18 protein-coding genes are annotated in these 22,901 nt (G+C 74.1%); 14 read left to right on the top strand and 4 right to left on the bottom strand.

What is annotated here, in order from left to right:
- The first annotated feature begins 133 nt into the window (after nucleotides 1-133).
- Complete coding sequence (locus ABD324_RS04920) at nucleotides 134-1,903, top strand: glycoside hydrolase family 16 protein (protein ID WP_344412774.1); 1,770 nt, start codon at nucleotides 134-136, stop codon at nucleotides 1,901-1,903.
- A gap of 48 nt (nucleotides 1,904-1,951) precedes the next feature.
- Here the strand turns inward: ABD324_RS04920 and ABD324_RS04915 are convergent, their stop codons facing one another.
- Nucleotides 1,952-2,545 (bottom strand): helix-turn-helix domain-containing protein, encoded by a 594-nt coding sequence (locus ABD324_RS04915; RefSeq protein ID WP_344412771.1) that lies wholly within the window; start codon nucleotides 2,543-2,545, stop codon nucleotides 1,952-1,954.
- 139 nt (nucleotides 2,546-2,684) lie between these two features.
- Here ABD324_RS04915 and ABD324_RS04910 point away from each other — a divergent pair, with 139 nt between their 5' ends.
- The 3 genes from ABD324_RS04910 to ABD324_RS04900 all read left to right on the top strand — a co-directional run bounded on the left by ABD324_RS04910 (nucleotide 2,685) and on the right by ABD324_RS04900 (nucleotide 6,145).
- The gene (locus ABD324_RS04910; protein ID WP_344412769.1) at nucleotides 2,685-3,416 is read left to right on the top strand and encodes an AzlC family ABC transporter permease; all 732 of its coding nucleotides are present in this window, start codon (nucleotides 2,685-2,687) and stop codon (nucleotides 3,414-3,416) included.
- Nucleotides 3,413-3,721, top strand: coding sequence for an AzlD domain-containing protein (locus ABD324_RS04905; protein ID WP_344412767.1), 309 nt, complete (start codon nucleotides 3,413-3,415; stop codon nucleotides 3,719-3,721). The genes ABD324_RS04910 and ABD324_RS04905 overlap by 4 nt, the downstream gene beginning before the upstream one ends.
- Nucleotides 3,722-3,793: 72 nt before the next feature.
- Nucleotides 3,794-6,145, top strand: a complete 2,352-nt coding sequence (locus ABD324_RS04900; protein ID WP_344412765.1) for a M20/M25/M40 family metallo-hydrolase — start codon at nucleotides 3,794-3,796, stop codon at nucleotides 6,143-6,145.
- Nucleotides 6,146-6,297: 152 nt separating this feature from the next.
- Here ABD324_RS04900 and ABD324_RS04895 read toward each other — a convergent pair whose 3' ends face one another.
- Entirely contained in the window at nucleotides 6,298-6,879 is a 582-nt protein-coding gene (locus ABD324_RS04895; RefSeq protein ID WP_344412763.1) for a superoxide dismutase family protein, read from the bottom strand.
- Nucleotides 6,880-7,017: 138 nt separating this feature from the next.
- Between ABD324_RS04895 and ABD324_RS04890 the strand changes: the two genes are divergently transcribed.
- Entirely contained in the window at nucleotides 7,018-8,427 is a 1,410-nt protein-coding gene (locus tag ABD324_RS04890) for a DUF2867 domain-containing protein (protein ID WP_344412761.1), read from the top strand.
- Nucleotides 8,428-8,731: 304 nt separating this feature from the next.
- Here ABD324_RS04890 and ABD324_RS04885 read toward each other — a convergent pair whose 3' ends face one another.
- Entirely contained in the window at nucleotides 8,732-10,810 is a 2,079-nt protein-coding gene (locus ABD324_RS04885; protein WP_344412759.1) for an elongation factor G-like protein EF-G2, read from the bottom strand.
- A 156-nt stretch (nucleotides 10,811-10,966) separates the two neighbouring features.
- Between ABD324_RS04885 and ABD324_RS04880 the strand changes: the two genes are divergently transcribed.
- The 6 genes from ABD324_RS04880 to ABD324_RS04855 all read left to right on the top strand — a co-directional run bounded on the left by ABD324_RS04880 (nucleotide 10,967) and on the right by ABD324_RS04855 (nucleotide 19,182).
- A complete protein-coding gene (locus ABD324_RS04880; RefSeq protein ID WP_344412757.1) occupies nucleotides 10,967-12,376 on the top strand; it encodes an NAD-dependent malic enzyme in 1,410 nt (469 codons plus the stop codon).
- A gap of 155 nt (nucleotides 12,377-12,531) precedes the next feature.
- Nucleotides 12,532-13,137, top strand: a complete 606-nt coding sequence (pdxT, locus tag ABD324_RS04875) for a pyridoxal 5'-phosphate synthase glutaminase subunit PdxT (RefSeq protein WP_344413431.1) — start codon at nucleotides 12,532-12,534, stop codon at nucleotides 13,135-13,137.
- A 52-nt stretch (nucleotides 13,138-13,189) separates the two neighbouring features.
- Nucleotides 13,190-13,525 (top strand): ArsR/SmtB family transcription factor, encoded by a 336-nt coding sequence (locus ABD324_RS04870; RefSeq protein WP_344412755.1) that lies wholly within the window; start codon nucleotides 13,190-13,192, stop codon nucleotides 13,523-13,525.
- Between the two features lie 159 nt (nucleotides 13,526-13,684).
- Nucleotides 13,685-13,999 carry an SRPBCC family protein gene (locus ABD324_RS04865; protein WP_344412753.1) on the top strand — a complete coding sequence of 105 codons (315 nt, stop codon included), beginning with the start codon at nucleotides 13,685-13,687 and terminating at the stop codon, nucleotides 13,997-13,999.
- A gap of 97 nt (nucleotides 14,000-14,096) precedes the next feature.
- On the top strand, nucleotides 14,097-18,149 hold the full coding sequence (locus tag ABD324_RS04860) for an RHS repeat domain-containing protein (RefSeq protein ID WP_344412751.1): 4,053 nt from the start codon (nucleotides 14,097-14,099) through the stop codon (nucleotides 18,147-18,149).
- Entirely contained in the window at nucleotides 18,136-19,182 is a 1,047-nt protein-coding gene (locus ABD324_RS04855) for a S8 family serine peptidase (RefSeq protein ID WP_344412749.1), read from the top strand. Before ABD324_RS04860 ends, ABD324_RS04855 begins: the two co-directional genes overlap by 14 nt.
- Nucleotides 19,183-19,215: 33 nt before the next feature.
- On the opposite strand, the gene ABD324_RS04850 is transcribed toward ABD324_RS04855, so the two are convergent.
- On the bottom strand, nucleotides 19,216-19,539 hold the full coding sequence (locus ABD324_RS04850) for a hypothetical protein (protein ID WP_344412747.1): 324 nt from the start codon (nucleotides 19,537-19,539) through the stop codon (nucleotides 19,216-19,218).
- Between the two features lie 268 nt (nucleotides 19,540-19,807).
- Here ABD324_RS04850 and ABD324_RS04845 point away from each other — a divergent pair, with 268 nt between their 5' ends.
- The 3 genes from ABD324_RS04845 to ahpF all read left to right on the top strand — a co-directional run bounded on the left by ABD324_RS04845 (nucleotide 19,808) and on the right by ahpF (nucleotide 22,844).
- Entirely contained in the window at nucleotides 19,808-20,560 is a 753-nt protein-coding gene (locus tag ABD324_RS04845; RefSeq protein WP_344412745.1) for a YebC/PmpR family DNA-binding transcriptional regulator, read from the top strand.
- 167 nt (nucleotides 20,561-20,727) lie between these two features.
- Nucleotides 20,728-21,291 (top strand): alkyl hydroperoxide reductase subunit C, encoded by a 564-nt coding sequence (ahpC, locus tag ABD324_RS04840; RefSeq protein ID WP_344412743.1) that lies wholly within the window; start codon nucleotides 20,728-20,730, stop codon nucleotides 21,289-21,291.
- The gene (gene ahpF / locus ABD324_RS04835; protein WP_344412741.1) at nucleotides 21,291-22,844 is read left to right on the top strand and encodes an alkyl hydroperoxide reductase subunit F; all 1,554 of its coding nucleotides are present in this window, start codon (nucleotides 21,291-21,293) and stop codon (nucleotides 22,842-22,844) included. The genes ahpC and ahpF overlap by 1 nt, the downstream gene beginning before the upstream one ends.
- The last annotated feature ends 57 nt before the right edge of the window (nucleotides 22,845-22,901 follow it).

The following is a 22,901-nucleotide window of genomic DNA, read 5'->3' as shown; positions in this document are numbered from 1 at the left end:
GAATCGGGCGCGACGGAGCGTGTCACCCGGTGCGGTGGTGCTTCACACGACGTGGTGAATCAGGGACTCATGGTGACTGTGTGCGCTCTAGTGTCCGTTGTGACAGCAGTGGTTCGAGTGGTGGAGGAGTCCGATGAGGCGAAGCGTGACGATCGGCGGCATCGTCGTGGCGACGATGCTCGCGGGGTCGGTGGCGGCCTTCGCAGCGCCGGCCGACCCCTCGGCCGCGGCGACCGCGACCTGCCCGCCGGCGGTGTCGGCCCCGGCCGACCCGACGGCCCCGGCCGACCCGACGGCCCCGGCGGGTCCGGGCGCCGGCTCGGGCACCGCGGCGGATCCGGCCAAGGGCGGCAACGCCTCCGGCTCGGGTGGCTCGGGCACGGGCACGTCGGGCTCGGGCGACCCGGGGAAGGAGGCCTCGGGCTCGGGGGACTCCGGTACCGGGGGCTCGGACACGAAGGCGGCGGACGCCGATCACCAGGCCGCGACCGCACCGGCCTCGAGCATCGCCGACCGGGCCGCGGCGCTCCGCCGGACCGCGGCCGACCAGGCGGCGGCCATGCGGGAGACCGCGGCGGCGCAGTCCGCGGCGATCCACCAGGCTGCGGGGCAGACCCCGGCCACCCCCGCTCCCACGGTCGACCAGGCGGCCGCGCCGGCCGTCCCCGCCGCCGGTGTCCCCGCCGTCGGTGTGGCCGTGCCCGCGGCGCCGGCCGCTGCCCCTGTGCCGGCTCTGCCCGCGCTCCCGGCGCCCGCAGCGGCAGTGCCCGCAGCGCCCGCGGTGCCCGCGGTGCCGGCAGTGCCCGCAGCGCCCGCGGTGCCCGCGGTGCCGGCAGTGCCCGTGCCCGGTACTCCGGTCCCCGGTGCTGCCACGCCGAGCACCCCCGCGGCCGGTGGCACTCCCACGACAGCCCCGGGCACCGCACCCGTCATCGCACCCGGGGCCCCGACCCCGGCTCCCGCGGCCGGAGCGACCCCCGGCGCGGGCCAGACCCTGCCGGCCCAGCCCTGCCCCGCGCCCTCGGGCGACGCCGGTGCGGACACCAGCGCCGCCGTGATGCACGACTGGGGCACGCCGAACCGCGTCGACTCCTTCGACGGCACCTCACTGAGCGACGAGTGGGACACCTACGACGGCCCCGGGCACGGCGGCAACGGCCGGCGGACCCCGGACGCGTTCTCGGTCAAGGACGGCCACCTGACCGTCACGGGCGACTCCAGCGGTGCCACCGGCGGCATGGCCTGGAACCCCGGACAGATGTACGGACGGTGGGAGGCGCGCGTGAAGTCGCCCGCGAGCGACCCCAGCTACCACGCGCTGCTGCTGCTGTGGCCCGACGCCGAGAACTGGCCCGTCGGCGGTGAGGTCGACTTCATGGAGATGATGGACGACACCCGCCAGACCACGAACATGTTCCTGCACTACGGCCACGACAACTCGCAGCTCTCCGGCGACGTCGACATCGACGCCACCCAGTGGCACAACTGGGCCGTCGAGTGGACGCCGGACCACATCGCCGCCTACGTCGACGGCAAGGAGTGGTGGCGCACGACCGACACCTCGACCCTCCCGCCCGGCCCGATGCACCTGTGCATCCAGCAGGACTGGTTCCCGGACGGCGGCGGCAAGGTGGAGGAGTCCTACATGTACGTCGACTGGGTCAAGCAGTACTCCTACGACAGCAAGGGCGACGCGAGCGCGACCACCGCGAAGGACAAGGCGGAGGGCACGGCCGACGTCGCCTCGGCGGCCGCCGCGACCTCGGTGGGTGCCGCCACCGGCCGGGTCACCGAGGGTGCGCCGGACGCCACGGTCGCCGGTCCGGCGGACACCTCGTCCCCGGGCGGCGTGGCCGACCCGCGGCGGCGCGGGCTGGTGAGCGGCGCGGTCCGCGCCGGCTGACCGCGGACCTCGGCCGAGCGGCCGTCCCCGGCTACCGGGGGCGGCCGCTCACACGTACTCCATGACGAGGACGCCCGCGGTCCCGGCGTCGAGCGCCTGGTAGGAGTGTGGCCGGTCGCCCGGGAAGCAGGCGTAGTCGCCCGGGCCGAGCTCGACCTCCTCGCCCTCAGGACCTGCCCGCCACCGCCCCGCGGTGACCACGAGGTGTTCGACCGTTCCCGGGATGTGGGCGTGGGCGCTGCGGGGCGCGCCGGGCTCGGCGGTGATGACGTGCAGGTCCCGCCGCGCCCCCGGCGGGCAGGCGGCCAGCAGGGTGCCGGTGAAGGGGGAGTGCTCGCTCGGGATCGCGACGCCCTCGCCGGCCCGGATCACCCGCACCGCCCGCACCGGCGGGTCGACCAGCCGGGAGAACGGGACGTCGAGCACCACGGCGATCGCCCAGAGCGTCTCCACGCTGGGGTTGCCGGCACCCGCCTCGAGCTGGGACAACGTCGACTTCGCGATCCCCGCGCGGCGCGCGAGCTCGCCGAGGGAGAGCTCCATCCGGGCGCGTTCGCGGCGCACGGCGGAGGCGATCACGGCGAGGGGGCCCTCGCCGGGCGACCGGCGCGGTGCGGGTGTCCCGCCCGCGGGCTCGCTCATCGTCCGTCCTCGCCGCGCGCCGACGACGCGCGCCCGGGCGCGCTGACCGCGGCGGGCCGGGTCGCGCCCCGGCATGTTCGGTTCATCGGACCTCCTATTCGGCTTGACGAACGCGTGCGCTCCGTTCACCGTAGCGGCCATGTGTTCGGTTCGACGAACGGCGCTCGCTCCCGGCGACCTCCGGGACGCGCTCGCGCTGGCCGCGGCGGTGACCGTGGTCGGCATGTCGTTCGGGGCGCTCGCCGCTGCCGCGGGCATCCCCTGGACGCTCACGATGGCCATGTCGCTGCTGGTGTTCGCCGGCGGATCGCAGTTCCTCGCCGTCGCGGTCGTCGCCGCCGGGGGCGCTCCGGTGGCGGCGGTCGCGGCCGGGCTGCTGCTCAACCTGCGGCACCTGCCGTTCGGGCTGGCGATCGGCGGGATCGTCGGGCGCGGCGCGCTCTCCCGTGCCCTCGGCGCCCACGTGCTGATCGACGAGTCCACCGCGTTCGCCCGCGCCCGTGGCACGGGTGCGCGGGCGACGGCGGCCTACCGGCTGGTCGGGGCGCTCCTGTTCGTCGGGTGGAACATCGGGACGGTCGTCGGGATCCTCGGCGGTTCGGCCGTCCCCGATCCGAACGCGTTCGGGGTCGACGCCGCGTTCCCGGCCGCTCTGCTCGCCCTGTTGCTGCCCTCGCTCAAGGCGGCGGACGCGCGGCGGGTCGGCATCGGGGCGGCGGTGATCGCCCTGGCCGCGACCCCGTTCCTGCCACCGGGGCTGCCGGTGCTCGTCGCCCTGCTCGCCCTCGTCCTGGCCGGGAAGCCGGACCCGGCCGAGGAGCGACGCCGCGGCACGGACGGTTCCGGGCATGGCGACGGGGCACCCGCATGACCTGGGCCGCCGTGCTCGCGCTCGCCGCGGGCACCTACCTCGTCCGGCTCTCCGGGATCGTGCTGCGCAAGCGCGTCACGCTGCCCGAGCGGGTCGCCCGGCTCACGGACCTCGGCGCCACCGCGCTGCTCGTCGCGCTCGTCGCCACCGCCGCACTGACCGAGGCCGGCGGGTTCGCCGGCTGGGCGCGACCGGCCGGGGTGCTGGTCGGGGGCGCCGCGGCGCTGCTGAAGGTGCCCTTCGTGCTGGTGGTGGTCCTGGCCGCCGGCACCACCGCCGCCCTGCGCGCCCTCGGCGTCCCGTAGCTCGCGGGCGGTGGAGGTCACGATTTCGTGATCAGCGCGGGCGGCCGGCGGGGCAGGGGCCAGACTGCCCGCGTGCGTCCCTTCGCCGCCGTCGCGGGCCTCGCCGCCGTCGCCGTCTCCGTGGTGTTCGCGATCCTGACCGTGCAGCCGCCGGGCCCGCAGACCGACCCGGCCGCACCGGGACCGTCCGCCGCCCGGGCGTTCACCGACGTCGAGCGTCTCGGTGCCCGCCCCCACGTCGTCGGCTCCGCGGCGAACGACGCCGTGCGTGGCTACCTGGTGGACACGCTGCGCGGCATCGGGTTCGCTCCCCGCGTCGAGGACACGATCGGCGTCAACAAGGGCTCGCTGTCGGGCGGGACCGCCGCGGCGGCCCGGGTGCGCAACATCGTCACGCTCGTCCCGGGGACCGCGGCCGTTCCCGCCGCCGGCCGGGTGTTCGTGGTGGCGCACTACGACTCCGTCCAGTCCGGACCGGGCGCCAACGACGACGGCGCGGGCGTCGCGTCGCTGCTCGAGACCGCCCGGCAGCTGAAGGCCCATCCGCCGCGCAACGACGTCGTCCTGCTCGCGACGGAGGGGGAGGAGGCCTGCCTCTGCGGCGCGGAGGCGTTCGTGGCCGCGGATCCGCTGGCGGCGGACGGCGGGGTGGTGCTGAACGTCGAGGCCCGCGGCACCTCGGGCCCCGCGATCATGTTCGAGACGACGGCCGGCAACGCGAACGTGGTGCGCACCTTCGCCGCCGCGGCCCCGCACCCGGTGGCGACCAGCTTCGCCGTCGAGGTCTACCGGATCCTCCCGAACGACACGGACTTCAGCCCGTTCCGGGACGCCGGCCGGTTCGTGGGCCTGAACTCCGCCTACATCGACGGCTCGGCGGCCTACCACGGCCCGCAGGACACCCCGGGGCGGATGAACCTGGGCTCGCTGCAGATGCACCTGGACAACACCACGGCCCTGGTCGCGGCGTTCGGGGCGGCGGACCTCGCGCAGGTCCGGGCGTACTCCGGGGACGCGACATACTTCCCGGTCTTCGGGTGGCTCCTGCGCTACCCCGGCCAGCTGGTGTGGCCGCTGGCGATCCTCGCTGTGGTGGCCGTGGCCGCGGCGGTCCTGGTGGCGCGCCGGCGCGGGCGGACGAGCGTGCCGCGCTTCCTGGCCGGGACGGCGGCGGCGCTGGTCCCGCTGGTCGTCGCGCCGCTGCTCGCCCAGCTGGGCTGGCGGCTGCTGGTGGCGCTGCGGCCCGGGATGGCGGCGATGGACGACCCGTGGCATCCGTCGCTGTACCGGGCGGCGGTCGTGTGCCTGGTCGCCGCGGTCGTCACGGCCTGGTACTGCCTGCTGCGCACGCGGATCGGGGGCGTGGGCCTGGCACTGGGCGGGCTGGTGTGGCTCGCGCTGCTCGGGGTGGGGCTGGCGGCGCTGGCCCCCGGCGGCTCGTACCTGACGGCGGTCCCGGCGCTGGCCGGCGGGCTGGCGCTGCTGTTCCTCGGGCGTGAGGGCGGCCCGAGCGGTGGGCGAGCGGGAGCACAGGATGTCGAGGCGGACGGCGCGCAGGGCGTCGGGCGGGGCGTCGGGCAGGACGTCGGGTGGGGCGTCGCCGAGCAGGTCGCCCGGGTGCTCGCCGCGGTCGTCGCGGTGATCGTCCTGGTGCCCACGGCGGTGCTGTTCTTCCCCGCCCTCGGCCTGACGGTCGCGGCCGTCCCCGCCGTCGTCCTGGTGCTCCTGGGCCTCGCGCTGGTGCCCGTGCTGGAGTGGCTGCCGCACACCCGGTGGACCCGGCTGCTGCCCGTGGTGCCGCTCGTCGTCGCACTCGTCCTGGGTGGGATCGGCCAGGCGCGCAACGTCTTCACCGCCGCCGATCCCGCCCCGAGCCAGCTCATGTACCTGCTCGACGCGGACGTCGGCACGGCCCGCTGGGTCAGCGCCGAGTCCACTCCGGACCCCTGGACGGCGCAGTACGTCGGCGGTCGGGAGCAGCTCGACGGCATCCCGGGCTTCGAGGGGGAGTACGCGACGGGCCCGGCGCAGGTCGCCGCCCTCCCGCCCGCCGCCGTCAGGGCGCAGACCACCGGGACCACGGTGACAGTCCGCGTGACCCCGCAGCGCGCCGACCGGCTCGTCGCGCTGCGTTCGGAAGGGGCGACGGTCCGCTCGGCCACCGTCAGCGCCGGCCCGACGACCGGCACGCCGGTCCCGGTCCGCGACGGCCGCCTCGACCTGCTCTTCCACGCGCCGCCCCCGGAAGGGATCGAGCTGCGCCTGGAACTGTCCGCCCCCGGCCCTCTGCAGCTCCGCGTGACGGACGGCTCCGACGGCCTGACCGGCCTCCCCGGCTTCTCCCCGCGCCCCGCCGACGTGGGCGTCGCGGGGAGCCACACCAGCGAGCTCGTCGCCGTCACGGCCACCCACCGCATCGCCTGACCCGGAACCCGCGAGTCGGCACGCGGGCGGAGCCCGCAGTCGGCAGGGCTTGGAGGCCGAGACTCACGCCGACGACGTCGCAGATGTGTGTTTCGGCCTCCCGAATGTGCCGACTCGCGGGTTGTGGCGGCGCGACTCGCGGGTCCGGGCGGTCAGAACTGGACGGTGATGCAGGCGGCGCGGTCGCCCGCGGTGCCCGCCTTGCCCGGCTCGGTGGCGGTGGGCTTCGCGTGCACCACGACGGACTGGGGGGCGGCCTGGTCGGTGAAGGCCCACTGCGCCTGGGTGGCGGTGACGGAGGCGGCGCCGGCGGCGTCCGTGGTGAAGTCCAGCCAGACCTCGTTGGTGGCGTTGGCGTAGGCCGGGTCGACGCTCGGGCTGACCGGGTCCTTCGTGTGCTGGAAATGCGCGCCCGAGTCCGCGGCGGTGGGGCCGCACGCCTTCTGGTGGGCGTGCGAGCCGTAGGTCCGGTTCGGGACGAGGCCGCTCACCTTCAGCGTGACCGTCGAGCTCGGACCCGTGGTCGACGACGTGACGGTCGCCCTCGCCCCGGCCGGGACCAGGTCGGGCAGGTAGGTGATCGCGGTGCCGGTCGTCGCAAAGACGGCGTCGACGTTCGCGGCCCGGGCGGGGGCCGCGGCCGGCGCCTCCGGGGTGGAGCCGCAGCCGGCGACCGCGAGGGACAGGACAGCGGCACCGGAGAGGACGCCGAGGACGAATCGCGGAGAGCGCATGGATCAGACATACCCCATGGGGGTGTGTGACCAAGACGTGGCCCTCCGGACGTATCCCGGGGCCCACCCGATCGTGTGGACCGGCCCCGGCGCGCGGGGACCGGCCGCAGGCGCGACGATCGGCGGGTGCGATGTCTGGTGATCGGTGCGACCGGCTACGTCGGCACCCGGCTGGTGCCTCGGCTGCTCGCCGAGGGCCACGAGGTGCGCTGCCTCGTGCGCTCGCCGCAGAAGCTCGCCCGGACCGGGTTCGCGGACCGCGTCGAGCCGGTCACCGGCGACCTGTCCGGGCCGCTGGACGCCGCGTTCGCCGACGTCGACGCCGTGTTCCACCTGGTCCACTCGATGGACGGCCCGGGTTTCGAGGAGCGGGACCGCGTGGCGGCCCGCGCCGTGGCGGACGCGGCGGCCCGTGCCGGTGCGCGGCGGATCGTCTACCTCGGGGGGCTCCAGCCGCCGGGCGAGGCGAACTCCGCGCACCTGGGGTCGCGGCGCGAGGTGGGGGAGATCCTGCTGGCCGGGCCGGTGCCCGTCGCGGTGCTCCAGGCCGGGATCGTCGTCGGCCGCGGGTCGGCGAGCTTCGAGATGATCCGGCACCTGGCGGAGTCGGTCTTCGGCGGCCCGCTCGTGCTGCCCTTGCCGGACCAGGCGTGGAACCGGATCCGCCCGATCGCGGTCGACGACGTGGTCCACTGGCTGACGGCCTGCCTGCGGCTGCCGCCGGACGTGTCGAGGACCTTCGACGTCGGCGGACCGGACGCCCCCACCTACGTCGACCTGCTGCGCGGCTACGCGCGGGCGGCCGGGCTGCGCCGGGCACTGACCGTGCCGGTCCCGGTGGTCGCCCCGCGCCTCGGCGCCCGGGCGATCGACGCGCTCACGCCCGTGGACCGGGCACTGGCCCGGCCGCTGCTCGAGTCCATGGCCTACGACCTGGTCGGCGAGGACCTCGACGCCCTCCCGGCGTTGGTCGGGGCCCCGCCCGGTGGCCCGGCGCCGTACGCCGAGGCGCTGCGGCGCGCCCTCGCGGAGGACGGCGCGGCCGGTCCGGCCGGCACCGATCCCGAGGGCGCGGGGCCGCCGGAGCTCGTCGGCGAGCACGTCGAGGAGGTGGACGCCCCCGTCGAGGTGCTGTGGGAGGTCGTGTCCGGGCTCGGCGGCGCGCAGGGCTGGCGCACGATCCCGGGAGTCTGGGCGGCCCGCCAGACGATCGACGGCTGGCTCGGCGGCGTCGGCCTGCGGCGCAGCCGCCCGGAGCGGCTCGCCGTGGGGGAGGCGCTGGACTGGTGGCGCATCGAGGGCGTCGAGCCGGGGCGGGAGCTACGGCTGCGCGCGGAGACGCGGATGCCGGGGGTCGTGCGGATGCGGCTGACCGTGGAGCCGCGGGGGCCGCACCGCAGCACGTACCGCCAGCACGTCACGTTCCGTCCGCGCGGGCTCGGCGGACGGGTCTACTGGTTCACCCAGAAGCCGGCCCACGATCTGGTCTTCGGCGTGACCGCGCGGATGGTCGCGCACGAGGCGGAGCGCCGGTCGGTCGAGAGCTGAGGGCCGATCGGCCGAACAAGACTCTCAGAAACGGCGTGACCGAAAAGAGATCGTTGCAGCGTCATCTTCCGTTACAGCACGAGGCCGTGACGTTCGGCTCGTTGACCCGGTCAGACGGTCACCGAGAGCATCGCTGCAGCCGTCCGCTCCCCGCAACGGCAGCACCCGTTCGGCCGCTCCCCGCGTGCGTGACGGGTCGCCACGAACCGCTGCGGGCGGTGCCCCGCACCCTGTGCGGGCACCGCCCGCGACGGTCGGCCATCGCCCTCCGCCGAGGGTCGCTACCGCTCTCCGCCGAGGGTCGCTATCGCTCCGCATACCGCGCGAAGGCCCGGGTGAACGTCGCCGTCCCGGCCGTCATCGCCCGCAGCTCGATCGCGTACCGCAGCAGCTCCGCGGCCGGCACCTCCGCCCGCACCACGCTCCGCCCCGCCCGTCCCGACGGATCCGGATCGGTACCGAGCACCCGGCCGCGCCGCGCCGACAGGTCGCCCAGCACGGTGCCGAGATGATCGTCCAGGATCGACACACCGACCTCGTCGACCTGTTCCAGCAGCCGCACCCCGCACTCCTCGGCCGCCTGCCGCAGCGCCAGCGCGCCCGCGGTCTGGAAGGCCGCATCCGACGAGTCCACACTGTGCGCCTTGCCGTCCACGAGCGTCGCCCGCACGTCGACCACCGGATGGGACTCGCCCTCGACCGGCAGACCGCGTTCGAGCTGCGCGCGGATGCCCTTCTCCACGCTCGGGACGTACTGCGTCGGCACCGAGCCGCCGACCACCGCGGACCGGAACTCGAAACCCGAACCCGGCGGCAGCGGCTCGAACTCCACGTGGCACACCGCGAACTGGCCGTGCCCGCCGGACTGCTTCACGTGCCGCCCGGTCACCTTGGCCCCGTGGTCGAGGGTGACCCGCATCGGCACCCGGACCTCCTCGGTGTCGACGTTCGCGCCGGCGTCCCGCAACCGGGAGAGGACGACGTCCGCGTGCGCCTCACCCGTCGTCCACAGCACGGTCTGGTGGGTCTCGGCGCTGCGCTCCAGGCAGAGCCCGGGATCGGCGGCGACCAGCTTGGCCAGCGAGCGGGCGAGGGTGTCCTCGTCGCTGCGGTCGTGGGCCACGACGGCGATCGGCAGCAGCGGCTCGGGCAGGTCCCAGGCCCGCAGCAGCAAGGGATGGGCCGCGTCGGACACCGTGTCGCCGGTCTCGGCGCCGCTGAGCTTGGTGAGCGCGCAGATGTCCCCGGCGCCGCACTCGTCGACCTCCTGGAGGGTCGCGCCGAGCGGGACGTAGAGGTGTGCGAGGCGCTCGTCGGTGTCGTGGCCGGCGTTCTCGGGTGACGACCGCGGTGCCGGCACGTGCCCGCTGACGTGGATCGACGTGTCCGCGCGCAGCGTCCCGGAGAACACCCGCACGAGCGAGACCCGGCCGACGTAGGCATCCGCCGAGGTGCGCACGACCTCCGCGGCCAGGGGCCCCTCCGGGTCCGCGCCGAGCTGCTCGTGGTCGCTGCCGTCGATACCCGAGACGAAGGGGAGGGGATGCTCCAGTGGCGACGGGAAGCCGCCGACCAGCAGTTCCAGCAGCGCGTCGAGCCCGGTGCCGCTCGCCGCGCACACCGGCACGACCGGATGGAACGCGCCGCGCGCGACCGCGGTCTCGAGGTCGTCGATGAGGGTCTCGACGGCGATCTCCTCGCCCTCGAGGTAGCGCTCCATGAGCGACTCGTCCTCGGACTGCTCGATGATCCCCTCGAGGAGGGCGGCGCGGGCGTCGTCGGCGCCGGGCGGGGGAACGCCGGGACCCTGGCTGAGCAGGCCGTACAGGCCGTCACCGGCGGGGAGGTAGAGCGCGGCGACCCCGGAGCCGAAGGCGTCCCGGCACGCGAGCTGGGTGGCCTCGACGTCGGCGCGGGCCTGGTCGCAGCGGGCGACGACGACCGCGCGGGGCATCCCCACGGCGGCGCACTCGTCCCACAGCGCGATCGTGGCGGGGTCGATGCCGCTCTCGTCACCGGCGGTGGCGGGGACCACGAAGAGCGCGGCGTCCGCGGCCCGCAGGCCGGCGCGCAGCTCCCCGACGAAGTCGCCGTAGCCGGGCGTGTCGATCAGGTTGATCTTGGTGTCGGAGTGCCGGAGCGGGGCGACCGACAGCGTCACCGAGCGGTGCTGGCGGACGGCGGCGGGATCGTGGTCGCACACCGTGGTGCCGTCGAGCACGCTGCCCTGCCGGGGGATCACGCCCGTGTGCGCGAGCAGGGCCTCGACCAGCGTCGTCTTCCCCGAGCCGGACGGCCCGACGAGGGCCACGTTGCGGATCCGCGCGGGATCGGTGCCGGTCCCGGTCCCGCCGGCCGTTCTCCTGTCCGATCTGACGGTCATCGCCGCACCTCCGCATCGCCCGGGCGGCACGCCGGTGTGCCGCCGGTCACATCGATTGGACTCCCCGGGTCGGGTGGGCACAACCCCTCAAGGGACGCCCAATTCGGGGACGGACGTGAGCGGGCCTACAGCACCCCCGTGAGTAGGGTCCGTGCCGTGCCCATTCCCGGTCCCGGATATGCCATCACCGTCCGCGTCGAGGCGCCTGCCTCCGCGAGTGCCGCGGGGGATCTGGCCGTCGCGGTCGGCAACGTCGGCGGGGTCGTCACGGCGTTCGACGTCGTCGAGTCCCGTTCCGCGTCGATCGTCGTCGACATCTCCTGCAACGCGCTGAACTCCGATCATGCCGACGAGATCACCGCCGCGCTCGGCGCGGTGCCGGGCGTGACCGTCCGCAAGGTCTCCGACCGCACCTTCCTGATCCACCTCGGCGGCAAGCTGGAGGTCCAGTCGAAGGTCGCGCTGCGCAACCGCGACGACCTCTCCCGCGCCTACACCCCCGGCGTCGCCCGGGTCTGCCAGGCCATCGCCGCCAACCCGTCGGACGCCCGGCGGCTCACGATCAAGCGCAACACCGTCGCCGTCGTCACGGACGGATCGGCGGTGCTCGGCCTGGGCAACCTCGGCGCGGCCGCGTCGATGCCGGTCATGGAGGGCAAGGCGGCGCTGTTCAAGCGCTTCGCGAACGTCGACGCCTGGCCGGTCGCGCTCGACACGCAGGACACCGAGGAGATCATCCGCACGGTCCAGCTGATCGCCCCGGCCTACGGCGGGATCAACCTGGAGGACATCGCCGCGCCGCGCTGCTTCGAGATCGAGCGCCGGCTGCGCGAGATGCTCGACATCCCGGTCTTCCACGACGACCAGCACGGCACCGCGGTCGTGGTGCTGGCGGCGCTGCGCAACGCGCTGCGGGTGGTCGGGAAGTCGCTGTCGGAGTGCTCGGTGGTGGTGTGCGGGGTCGGCGCGGCGGGCTCGGCGATCATCCGGCTCCTGCAGTCCGAGAAGCCCGGCGACGTGGTCGCGGTCGACATCGACGGCATCGTCCACGCCGACCGTCCCGGGCTGGACGAGAACCTGCAGTCCATCGCCGCGCAGACGAACGCCACCGGCAGGCGGGGCTCGCTCGCCGACGCGCTGGTGGGTGCGGACGTGTTCATCGGCGTCTCGGCGCCCAACCTGTTCGGCGCCGCGGAGGCCGCCACGATGGCGGACGACGCGATCATCTTCTCGCTGGCCAACCCGGACCCGGAGATCGATCCCGCGGTCGCGATGCAGCACGCCGCCGTCGTCGCCACGGGCCGCTCGGACTACCCGAACCAGATCAACAACGTGCTGGCCTTCCCGGGCGTGTTCCGCGGCCTGCTCGACGCGCAGGCCCACGACATCACCGACCGCATGCTGCTCGCGGCGTCGGCGGCGATCGCGGACGCGGTCGCCGAGCCGAACGCCAGCTTCATCATCCCCAGCGTGTTCGACCAGGCCGTCGTCCCGGCCGTCGCCGACGCGGTCCGCCACGCCGCCGAACAGGGCGCCGCGGCGGGCGAGGTCACCGCAGGCCTGTAACCCCGCGAGTCGGCACTTCTCGTAGGCCGTATGTGACGGTGACGACGTCGTGGGCGTGCGTTTCGGGCGACGAGGAGTGCCGACTCGCGTGGGGCTGGGTGGGGGGCGCGGGGACGGTGGGGTGGCGTGGGTCACCGTCTACGCTGGTGAGCGTGGTGAACGCGTCCCCGACCGTCGGTGTGCTGGCTCTGCAGGGCGATGTCCGGGAGCATCTCGCGGCGCTCACCGCCGCGGGGGTCGCGGCGGTGCCGGTCCGGCGGGCGAGCGAGCTCGCGGCCGTCGACGGGCTGGTCCTCCCGGGCGGCGAGTCGACCACGATGAGCAAGCTGCTGGAGATCTTCGAGCTGCTCGAGCCGCTGCGCGAACGGCTCGCGGACGGGCTGCCCGCCTACGGCTCCTGCGCCGGGATGATCCTGCTGGCCGGCGAGGTGCTCGACGGCCGGCCGGACCAGCGCCAGCTCGGCGGGCTGGACGTGGTGGTGCGCCGGAACGCGTTCGGACGCCAGGTCGACTCCTTCGAGACGGACCTGGACTTCACCGGGATCGGCTCGGTGCGGGCGGTCTTCATCCGGGCGCCCTGGGTGGAGAAGGTCGGCTCGGACGTCGAGGTGCTGGCCGCGGTGCCCGAGGAGGCCGCCCAGGCGTCGGGCCGGATCGTCGCGGTCCGGCAGGGGAACGTCCTGGCCACGTCCTTCCATCCGGAGCTGACCGGCGACGGCCGGGTGCACGCGCTCTTCGCGGACGTCGTCCGCGCCGCCTGATCTGACACCGAACGGTTGTGCTTCGGCGCTGCCTGCCCTAACGTACAACCTCATGGTTGTAGAACAGCTGGGGGACGAGGAGCTCGACCGGCTGTTCCACGCCTTCGCGGACGCGACCCGGCGCGACATCCTCGGCCGGGTGCTGGACGAGCCCCGGTCGATCTCCGAGCTGGCCGGGCGCTACGCGATGAGCTTCGCCGCGGTGCAGAAGCACGTGGCGGTGCTCGAACGCGCCGCACTCGTCACCAAGGAACGACGCGGGAGGGAGCAGCTCGTGCACGGGAACCCGGACACGCTGCGGAGGGCGTCGGAGGCGCTCGACGCCTACGAACGGATCTGGCGCCGCCGCGCCCGCACCATCGAGGACCTGCTGAAGGAGGAGTCATGACCGTGGTGAGCACACAGAAGGACCCCGAGAACCTGACGTTGACGTTCGTGGCGGAGTTCGCCGCGCCCGTCGACAAGGTCTGGCAGGTGTGGGAGGACCCGCGCAAGCTCGAGCGCTGGTGGGGGCCGCCGACCTACCCGGCGCCACGTCGAGCTCGACGTGGCGCCGGGGGGCCGGGCCGCCTACTACATGACCGGTCCGGAGGGGGAGAAGCACGGCGGCTGGTGGCGCTTCCTCGCCGTCGACGCCCCGCACCGGCTGGAGTTCGAGGACGGCTTCGCCGGGCCCGACGGCGAGCCGGCCGACATGCCGACCACCCGGACCGTCGTGACCCTCGAGCCCCTGGACGGGGGGACGCGGATGACGACCGTCGGCACCTTCGGCTCGCTCGAGGCCATGGAGCAGCTGATGGCCATGGGGATGGAGGACGGCATGCGGCTGGCCATGGGCCAGATCGACGCGCTGCTGTCCTGACGACACGGGCAGTAACGACGTTTCGTCCGGTGGCGAGTCCGTGCGCGACGATCGTCGCGGTCCCCCGACCGCGGGGCGTCCTGCCGGAAGGAGCGCCGTGCGCTTCGACGCCCCGCTGCCCGACGTCCACGTCGTCGAGTTCGGTGACCGTGGGGACGGTCACCCTCTCGGCACCTATCGGCAGGTGGCTCGGCACGTCTGGCACGAGGACGGCCTCGACGGCGCCCGGGACCTGTTCACGTTCACCGAGGTGCGCCGGGCGAAGTCGGCGATCACCCTCTACGACCGTTCCCGCAGGGTCACGCTCGAGCTCGACCTGCAGCTCGGGCTGGTCACCTACTCCGAGTCCGGTGGGACGGCCCGCGCCCTCTATGCGATCACCGAGGTCTCGGCCAGGCCGAACGGTCGGCTGACCAACCTGGTGACCGTCGGGGGCGGCTACTACATCCAGGCCGGCCCGGCGGAGTGGCTGGAGTGCTATCCCGACGGCAACGTGCGGGCCCGCTATCCCGAGTCCCGGCGTGACGACTGGTCGATCTACCTGCGCGATCCCGCCCGCCGGGCGAACGTGCAGCTCGACCTGCACCGTGAGGAGGTCCGCTACCGGACCGACGGCGGCGCCGAGAACGTCCTCGGCCGGGTCGTCGAGGCGACCGGCGGGGTGACCGGTCGGCTCGTCAACCGCGTCGAGTTCGGGACGTCGACGCGGCACTGGGCCGGCACGTTCCGCCAGACCGGGCCGGCGACGTGGGTCGAGGACAGCCGCACCGCCGGACCGGACCGCTTCGAGTTCCACGAGACCGCCCGCGACGACTGGTCGGTGTACCTGCTGGACCGCAGCCGTGACGTCGGGCTGCAGCTGGATCTGCACACCGGGATCGTGTACCTCACCGTGGGAACCGGGCCCCGCGGGGAGCAGTACCGGATCGTCGGGTCCGACGAGGTGACCACCGTCGGTGCGGCCGACGGCCGGCGGGTGAACTGGATCCTGACGGGCTCGGCCGACGGTCTGCCAGGGGTGACGTTCCACCAGACCGGCCGCCGCCACTGGGCGGCGGGCGACCGGGTGCTGGAGGAGGTGGGCCGCACCCGTGACGTGATCCACCTGCGCGGTGCGCGGCCGGGCGCCGACCCGGTCGAGTTCGACCTGGTCACGGGCGTGTGCACCGGGGGCCGCGTCCTCGACACCCGCTCGCACCTGAACGGCTGGCTGCTGAGGCGGGTCGAGCTCGGCAGCGACGGGACGTGGACGGGGCGGCTGCGCCAGGTCGGCTGGAACTCGTGGGTCGAGGACACCCCGCGGGCGCCCGCCGAGTTCGTGTACGACGAGACCGGCCGCGACGACTGGACCGTGACCCTGCGCGACACGTCCCGTGGCGTGGACATCGTCGTCGACCTGTACTCCCGGACGGTCTCCGGTCGCGAGATCGCGTCGGCGGCGGGCGGGCCCGAGCCCTGGCGGCACCGGCAGCCGATCACGAGCCGGTCCGTGCTCACCGCGGCCCCGGAGGTCGACCCGGTCACCAAGGTCGTCACCGAGCGGCCCGTGTACCGCACCTCGGTGAGCGTGCCGAGGGCCGCCGTGTACGCCGACGTCTGGGCGTCGGAGGAGGTGACGCTGGAGATCGACGGCGTCGCCCACGTCGTCGACGGGGTCCGCCCGGTGCGGGTCCGGCCCTCGCGCCTGTCCCGGATCTCGATCGCCACGGCGGCCACCTCGCTGAGCTGCCCGCAGATCTACCTGCGCACCAACCTCATGACGGCCGCGCAGCGGCACGTCCTGATGCCCGACGTCGAGACGCACAAGAAGGTCGTCGCACTGAAGCCGGGCGACCTCTTCGCGGCGCGGACCGCACTCGGAGTACCCCACCTCGACGCCGAGCAGGCCGACGCCCTGCAACGCAGCCTGGTCAACGTCGCGAGCTCGGTCCAGCACACCTACAACGACACCCCGCACGGCGTGCACCACGACCGGGCCGTGCACCCGGCGAACATGGAGCACCCGCACTTCCGCCTCGACTTCACCGGCGGCGTGTCGTACACGCCGCTGACGGCCGCGCAGGTTCGTGCCCACACCGCGAACGCCCGCCGGCTGGAGCTGCCGGTCGGGCAGGGCCTCTTCGACGGCATCGCGGAGTGGTTCCACAAGGCCGAGGCGATCGTGGTCCACACGGTGACGGCGGTGGCGCACGACATCGTCGAGACCGTGGAGCACGTCGCGAAGGACGTGGTCGAGACCGTCGACCACGTGGGCGAGGACCTGGTCCACGGCGACCTGCTGAGCGCCGGGAAGGACCTGCTGCAGGGCGGCGAGCACCTCGGGACGGACCTCGTGAGGGGAGTGGCCGGCGTCGCGACGGACGTGGTGAAGGGTGCCGGGCAGCTGCTCGTCGTCACCGTGGCCGCCGGCAAGGAGGCGGTGCAGTGGGTGATCGACCACACTGGGGTGCTCGGCGAGGCGCTCGGCTGGCTGCTGCACAAGGCCGGGGTGGCGTTGGGGGACGCGGTCGGCTGGCTGCTGGACCGGGTCGGCTGGCGGACCGACGTGATCGCCACGCACGACGGGCTGGAGGACCTGCTGGTGTCGGCCTTCGGCGGGCTCAAGGTGTTCCCGGCGCGGCTGCGGACGGAGGCCGACGGCTTCTTCGCCTCCCTGGCCACGACCGTCGAGGACGGCATCGACTCCGCCCTCGACCGGCTCGGGATCGACGCGCTCGCCCCGCAGCACGGGCCGGTCGCGGGACATTCGGCAGCGGTCGAGACCCTGGAGTGGCTGCTGGGCCAGGTCGTCGGCGGGCCGCCCGCCCTGTCCTTCGCCACGGCGTTCGCGAGCGGTGGGACCGGCGGAACCGGCGAGGGACCGGGTGGTGCGGTCCTGGCGCTCCTCGAGGACGCTCTCGGCGACGCGGACGACCCCGCCGTCGCCGCGTTCGGCGACGCACTGCGCTACCTGCAGCTCGCCGTCAGCGGGTCCGAGCACACGCCCGAGCACCTGATCGGCGCGCTGCTGGAGCTCGTCAAGGGCATCGCCCTGATCGGGATCAGGATCGTCGGGGCTGTCGCCGACGCCGTCCTCGACCTGGTCGCCGCCGTCGTCGACGGGCTGGCGAAGGTCGCCCAGCAGCCTCTGGACCTGCCGTTCCTCTCCGACTTCTACGAGGGCATCACCGGTGGGAAGCAGCTCACCGTGCTGAGCCTGACGTGCCTGGCGGTCGGGGCCCCGATGACGATGCTGTACCGGTCGATGTTCCACGCCCGCCCGTTCGCCGACGGGGCCCCGGTCGAGCTCACACAGATGGACGGCCTGGGCCGCAACACGGGTGTGCTCTACGCGACGGGGCAGATCTTCGCCTCGGTGACCTCGACGGCGTCGGACGCCTACAGCTACACGAGCCACGAGTCGGAGCGGCAGGGCGGCGAGGACGGTGACCGCGAGCTGGACACCTTCGGTGGTGGCGACGGCCCGCCCCTCGCGGGTGCCCCCGCCGGCGACCCGGCGGTGACCTTCCTCGCCCTGAACAGCCTGACCGGCCTGCTGTGCATGGTCGGGGCGAACCCGGTCTCGTGGGCCGAGAAGCGCAGGGCCCGGCAGATGCTCGCCGGGGAGGAGCCCACCGACGACACCGCCCCGCTCGACCTCACGCGACGCGACGACCCGAGGGAGGCCCCGTCGTTCTGGAGCTGGGTGATCTGGACCTACCAGTTCCCGCTGTGGTTCATCGACGTCGCGGTCGGGATCGGGATGATCGCCGGGAAGAAGGCCCGCGGCGAGACCAGGGGGCTGGCGATGGCCGGCGGCGTGTACCGGGTCTTCGTCGCCCTCGGCGGCGCGGGCACGATCGTGCTCATGGGTGTGCTCGCCGCCGCCGACGACGGCAAGGCCCGCTACCTGCGCACCGGGACCACGAACCTGTCCGACGAGGACCAGCAGTACCTCGCCTGGGCGGAGACGCCGCAGGCCCGTCGGCTCAAGGCCCTCGGCAACATGATCGACGGGGTCCCGGCCGTCGCCCAGGTGCTCGGGATCGACCAGGTCGTCGAGGCCACGGAGGGCATCTCGCTGGTCGGGCTGCTGGCGGTCGACGCCCTCGGGCATCTCGGCGAGGGCATCGTCTACGCCGTCCGGACCGGCCAGGATGCCCTCTACTGAGGCCGTCCGGGTCGGGCATCTCGACACGGGCGTCGATCCCGCCCTGGCGAGCCGGGTCGAGCGGTTCCGGACGGTCGACCGGGACGGGCTCGACAGCCGGGACACGGTGCCGTCGGACCCGCACGGGCACGGCACCGTCACGGCGGAGCTGATCATCGGTGCGGCCCCGGACGCCGTGCTGTGCTCGGCGTCGGTGATCGAGGACGGCAACATCGTCGCCCGCATCCTGCTGGGGCTGGACTGGCTGGCGGCGTGTGGCGTGGGGGTGGTCTGCCTGCCGCTGGGCCTGCCGTCGCGGACGCCGGCGCTGCGGTCGGCGGTGCGGGCGCTCGTCGAACGGGACGTCGTGATGGTCGCGCCGATCGGCAACGGCGGGGCGGGCGCCGCGTGCGCGCCGGGCTGCTACCCCGAGGTCCTGTCGGTGGGGGCGAGCCGGGCGGACGGCCGGGTGGCGGCGTTCTCGGGCAGTGCCCACGGCGAGGACGGTGGATGCGTGGGGCCCGACGTCGTCACGCAGGGGGTCGAGGTGCCCGTCGGCGGGCGCCTGTCGAGCGGAACGTCCGCCGCGGCGGCGCAGGTCGCCGGCGTGGTCGCGGCGTTGCGACGGGCCGTGCCGCACGCCTCGGCCGGTGCGGTGCGGCGGGCGCTCGCGCTGTCGGCGGCCGAGCCCGCGGCGGACCAACGGCACCGGGTCCGGTTCGGGACCGTGCGGGTGGACGCGGCGCTGGCCGAGCTCGCCCGGCATCCGTCCGGCGGAGAGCATCTGGCGACGGGGGAGGTGGGGTTCGTGGACCCGCGCCTGGTCGCGTTGCTCGGCCGCACCGCGCCGGAGGCCCGGGTGGATGCGGTCCTCGAGCTCACCGACGACGGCGCCGCGGAACGGGTCGCCCGGGGCCGGCGCGCGGTCCGCCTCGGGATCCGCCCGATCGTCGTGCTGCGGGACCGCGCCGAGGCCGTCGGCGCCCTGCTCGACGACCCGGCGCTGATCATGGCCTCGGCGGCCGACGTCGACCGCACGCTCTGGCTGCGGTAGGCACCGGGCCGACCCGGCGCCGCCGCGGTGGGGTCAGTGACCGGCGGCCCTGAGCTGGCCGTCGATCCACGGGTCGTACGAGCGGGCGCGGCCCTGGTCGTCGGTGTAGCCGCAGGCCCGGTTGGTGATCTCGTCCGGGTGGGCGGGGTCGCCGAACTCCGGCGGGGACTGGAGGTCGCAGGTGTAGAGCTGCTCGACCGGGCCGGTGACGGTCACGCGGAGGGGCGCGGCGTCCGCGGCCGGGGCGGTGGCGCCCACGACCGCCGTACCGCCGGTGGCGAGCACGGCGGCCCCCGCCGCCGCGAACCCGAACCGGGTCAGGGTCCGCCGCTGCTGTGTCGCGCTGTGCCTGCCCATGTCCCGCACCCCCTCGTGTGTCTCTGGGGGGCTTATCGCCGTGACCGGCCCGGATGTGAACGCCGAGGGCCCCGTTTCACCGATGCCGGTGAGATACCCGCGCAATGCGTAACGAATCCGGTGCGCAGCGTGATAAGCACCGCTCGCGCGGCCGACGGGTGGCCGTCGGTAGACTCGACGGGATCTGGCAGGTGGCCCGTCGGCCCCTGCGCGCCCGGTGGGGAAGCGTCCGGGTGCCACGCGCGAGCACGGAGGGACGGGGCAGCCGATGAGTGGCCACTCCAAATGGGCGACGACCAAGCACAAGAAGGCCGTCATCGACGCCCGGCGCGGCAAGATGTTCGCCAAGCTCATCAAGAACATCGAGGTCGCGGCCCGGACGGGCGGCGGCGACCCGGACGGCAACCCCACGCTCTACGACGCCATCCAGAAGGCCAAGAAGAGCTCGGTGCCCAACGACAACATCGACCGCGCGGTCAAGCGCGGCTCCGGTGCGGACGGTGGCGGCGCCAACTACGAGACGATCACGTACGAGGGCTACGGCCCGAACGGCGTCGCGCTGCTCATCGAGTGTCTGTCGGACAACCGCAACCGCGCGGCCACCGAGGTGCGCACGGCGATGACCCGCAACGGCGGGCAGATGGCCGACCCGGGCTCCGTCTCGTACCTGTTCACGCGCAAGGGCGTCGTGGTGCTGCCCAAGGAGGGTCTCTCGGAGGACGACGTCCTGCTGGCGGTGCTGGAGGCCGGCGCCGAGGAGGTCAACGACCTCGGTGAGAGCTTCGAGGTCGTCTCGGAGGCCACGGACCTCATCGCGGTGCGCACCGCGCTGCAGGAGGCCGGGATCGACTACGACTCGGCGGACCCGACGTTCCTCCCGTCCATGCAGATCGAGCTCGACGCCGAGGGCGCCCGCAAGGTCTTCAAGCTGATCGAGGCGCTCGAGGACTCCGACGAGGTCCAGAACGTCTACTCGAACTTCGACGTGTCCGACGAGGTGCTCGACGAGGTCAACGCCTGACCCTCGTTCCGCAGGAGGGACCCGCCGGCTCGTCCGGCGGGTCCTTTCTTCTGTGATCATCACCGCACGGCACGAGCTTTACGGGCAACGGCGTTATCTGGAACGCTTCCAGAACACGCCAACGGCGGCGCTCCCCCTCTCCTCCGTGCCGAAAGCAGGCCACAGCCGTGTCGCTGATCAACTCGACGATCAAGCCGTTCTCCGTCAACGCCTTCCAGCAGGGCGCGTTCCGCACCGTCACCGACGAGGACCTCAAGGGCCGGTGGAGCGTGCTGGTCTTCTACCCGGGCGACTTCACGTTCGTCTGCCCGACCGAGCTCGAGGACCTGGCGGACCACCACGCGGAGTTCCAGGCCCTCGGCGTGGACGTCTACGGCGTGTCGACCGACAGCCACTTCGCGCACAAGGCCTGGCACGAGACCTCCGCGGCCGTCGGCAAGGTGCAGTACGCGCTGCTCGCGGACCTGACCCACCAGCTCTCGCGGGACTTCGAGGTCCTCATCGAGGACGCGGGGCAGGCGCTGCGCGGCACCTTCGTCATCGACCCGCAGGGCCTGATCCGCACGGTCGAGGTGCACGACAACGGCATCGGCCGGGACGCCACCGAGCTGCTGCGCAAGGTCCGCGCCGCGCAGTACATCACCGCGCACCCGAACGAGGTCTGCCCGGCGAAGTGGGAGGAGGGGGCCGAGACCCTCACGCCGTCGCTGGACCTCGTCGGCAAGATCTGATGCTCGACGCGACCCTGAAGGCCCAGCTCGCGGCGTACCTGGAGCGGCTCGTGAAGCCGGTCGAGCTCGTCGCGTCCCTGGACTCGTCGCCGGCGTCGGCCCGGACCCGGGAGCTGCTCGCGGACGTCGCGGCGGCCAGCCCGAAGGTGACGGTGCGCGAGTCGCCCGACCCGCGCGTGCCGTCGTTCCTGGTCACCACCCCGGGCGAGGACTCCGGCGTGCGGTTCGCCGGCGTCCCGATGGGCCACGAGTTCACCTCGCTGGTGCTCGCGCTGCTGCACGTGGGCGGGCACCCGGCGAAGGAGGACGCGGCGCTCCTGGAGCAGGTCCGCGGGCTGTCCGGCCCGCTGCACTTCGAGACGTACTTCTCCCTGACCTGCCAGAACTGTCCCGATGTGGTGCAGGCGCTGAACCTGATGAGCGCGCTGAACCCGGGGATCACCCACACGGCGATCGAGGGTGGGGCGTTCCCCGCGGAGGTCTCTTCCCACGGGATCCTGAGCGTGCCGGCGGTGTTCCTGAACGGCGAGCCGTTCGGACAGGGGCGGATGGAGCTGGCGGAGATCGTCGGGAAACTGGACGCCGGCTCGTCCGACCGTGACGCCGAGGCGATGGCGGCGCGCGATGCCTTCGACGTCCTCGTGGTCGGGGGCGGGCCTGCCGGCGCCACCGCGGCGATCTACGCCGCGCGCAAGGGGATCCGCACCGGGCTCGTCGCGGACCGCCTCGGCGGCCAGGTGCTCGACACGGCCGGGATCGAGAACTTCCCGTCCGTGCCCCGCACCGAGGGCACGCACCTCGGTGCCGCGCTCGAGCAGCACATCCGGGCCTACGAGGTCGACCTCATGCCGCGGCAGCGGGCCGTGTCCCTGACGCGGGAGGACGGCCGGCTCGAGGTCGGGTTCGAGAACGGGGCTGTGCTGCGGGCGCGGACGGTCGTCGTGGCGTCCGGTGCTCGCTGGCGCAACCTCGGCGTACCCGGCGAGGAGGAGTACCGGAACCAGGGCGTGACCTACTGCCCGCACTGCGACGGTCCCCTGTTCAAGGGGAAGGCCACCGCGGTCGTCGGCGGCGGGAACTCCGGTGTCGAGGCGGCGATCGACCTCGCGGGGATCACCGCGCACGTCACGCTGCTGGAGTTCGGCCCCGCGCTGCAGGCGGACGAGGTGCTGGTCCGCAAGCTGCACAGCCTGCCGAACGTCACCGTGGTCCTCTCCGCGCAGACCACGGAAATCGTGGGGGACGGGCGGAAGGTCACCGGGCTGCGGTACACCTCGCGGGCCGACGGCTTGTCCCACGAGGTGCCGGTCGAGGGCGTGTTCGTGCAGATCGGGTTGCTGCCGAACACGGACTGGGTCCGCGGCGCCGTCGCCCTCACCCCGCACGGGGAGATCGAGATCGACGCCCACGGCCGGACCAGCCTCGAGGGCGTGTTCGCCGCCGGGGACTGCACGACCGTGCCGTACAAGCAGATCGTGGCCGCGGCGGGGGACGGGGCGAAGGCGGCGCTGAGCGCTTTCGACCACCTGATCCGCAGTTCGGTCCCGGCCTGACGTCCGGGCGGCCCTACCGCATCCCCCTCCGGGGCGCGGAGGGTCGCCCGGCCGAAA

This window comes from Pseudonocardia ailaonensis, from assembly GCF_039531635.1.
In the GTDB taxonomy this organism is placed as follows: Bacteria; Actinomycetota; Actinomycetes; order Mycobacteriales; family Pseudonocardiaceae; genus Pseudonocardia; species Pseudonocardia ailaonensis.
The sequence above is the reverse complement of the archived record's forward strand: the minus strand, read 5'-3'. Positions and strand labels throughout refer to the sequence as shown.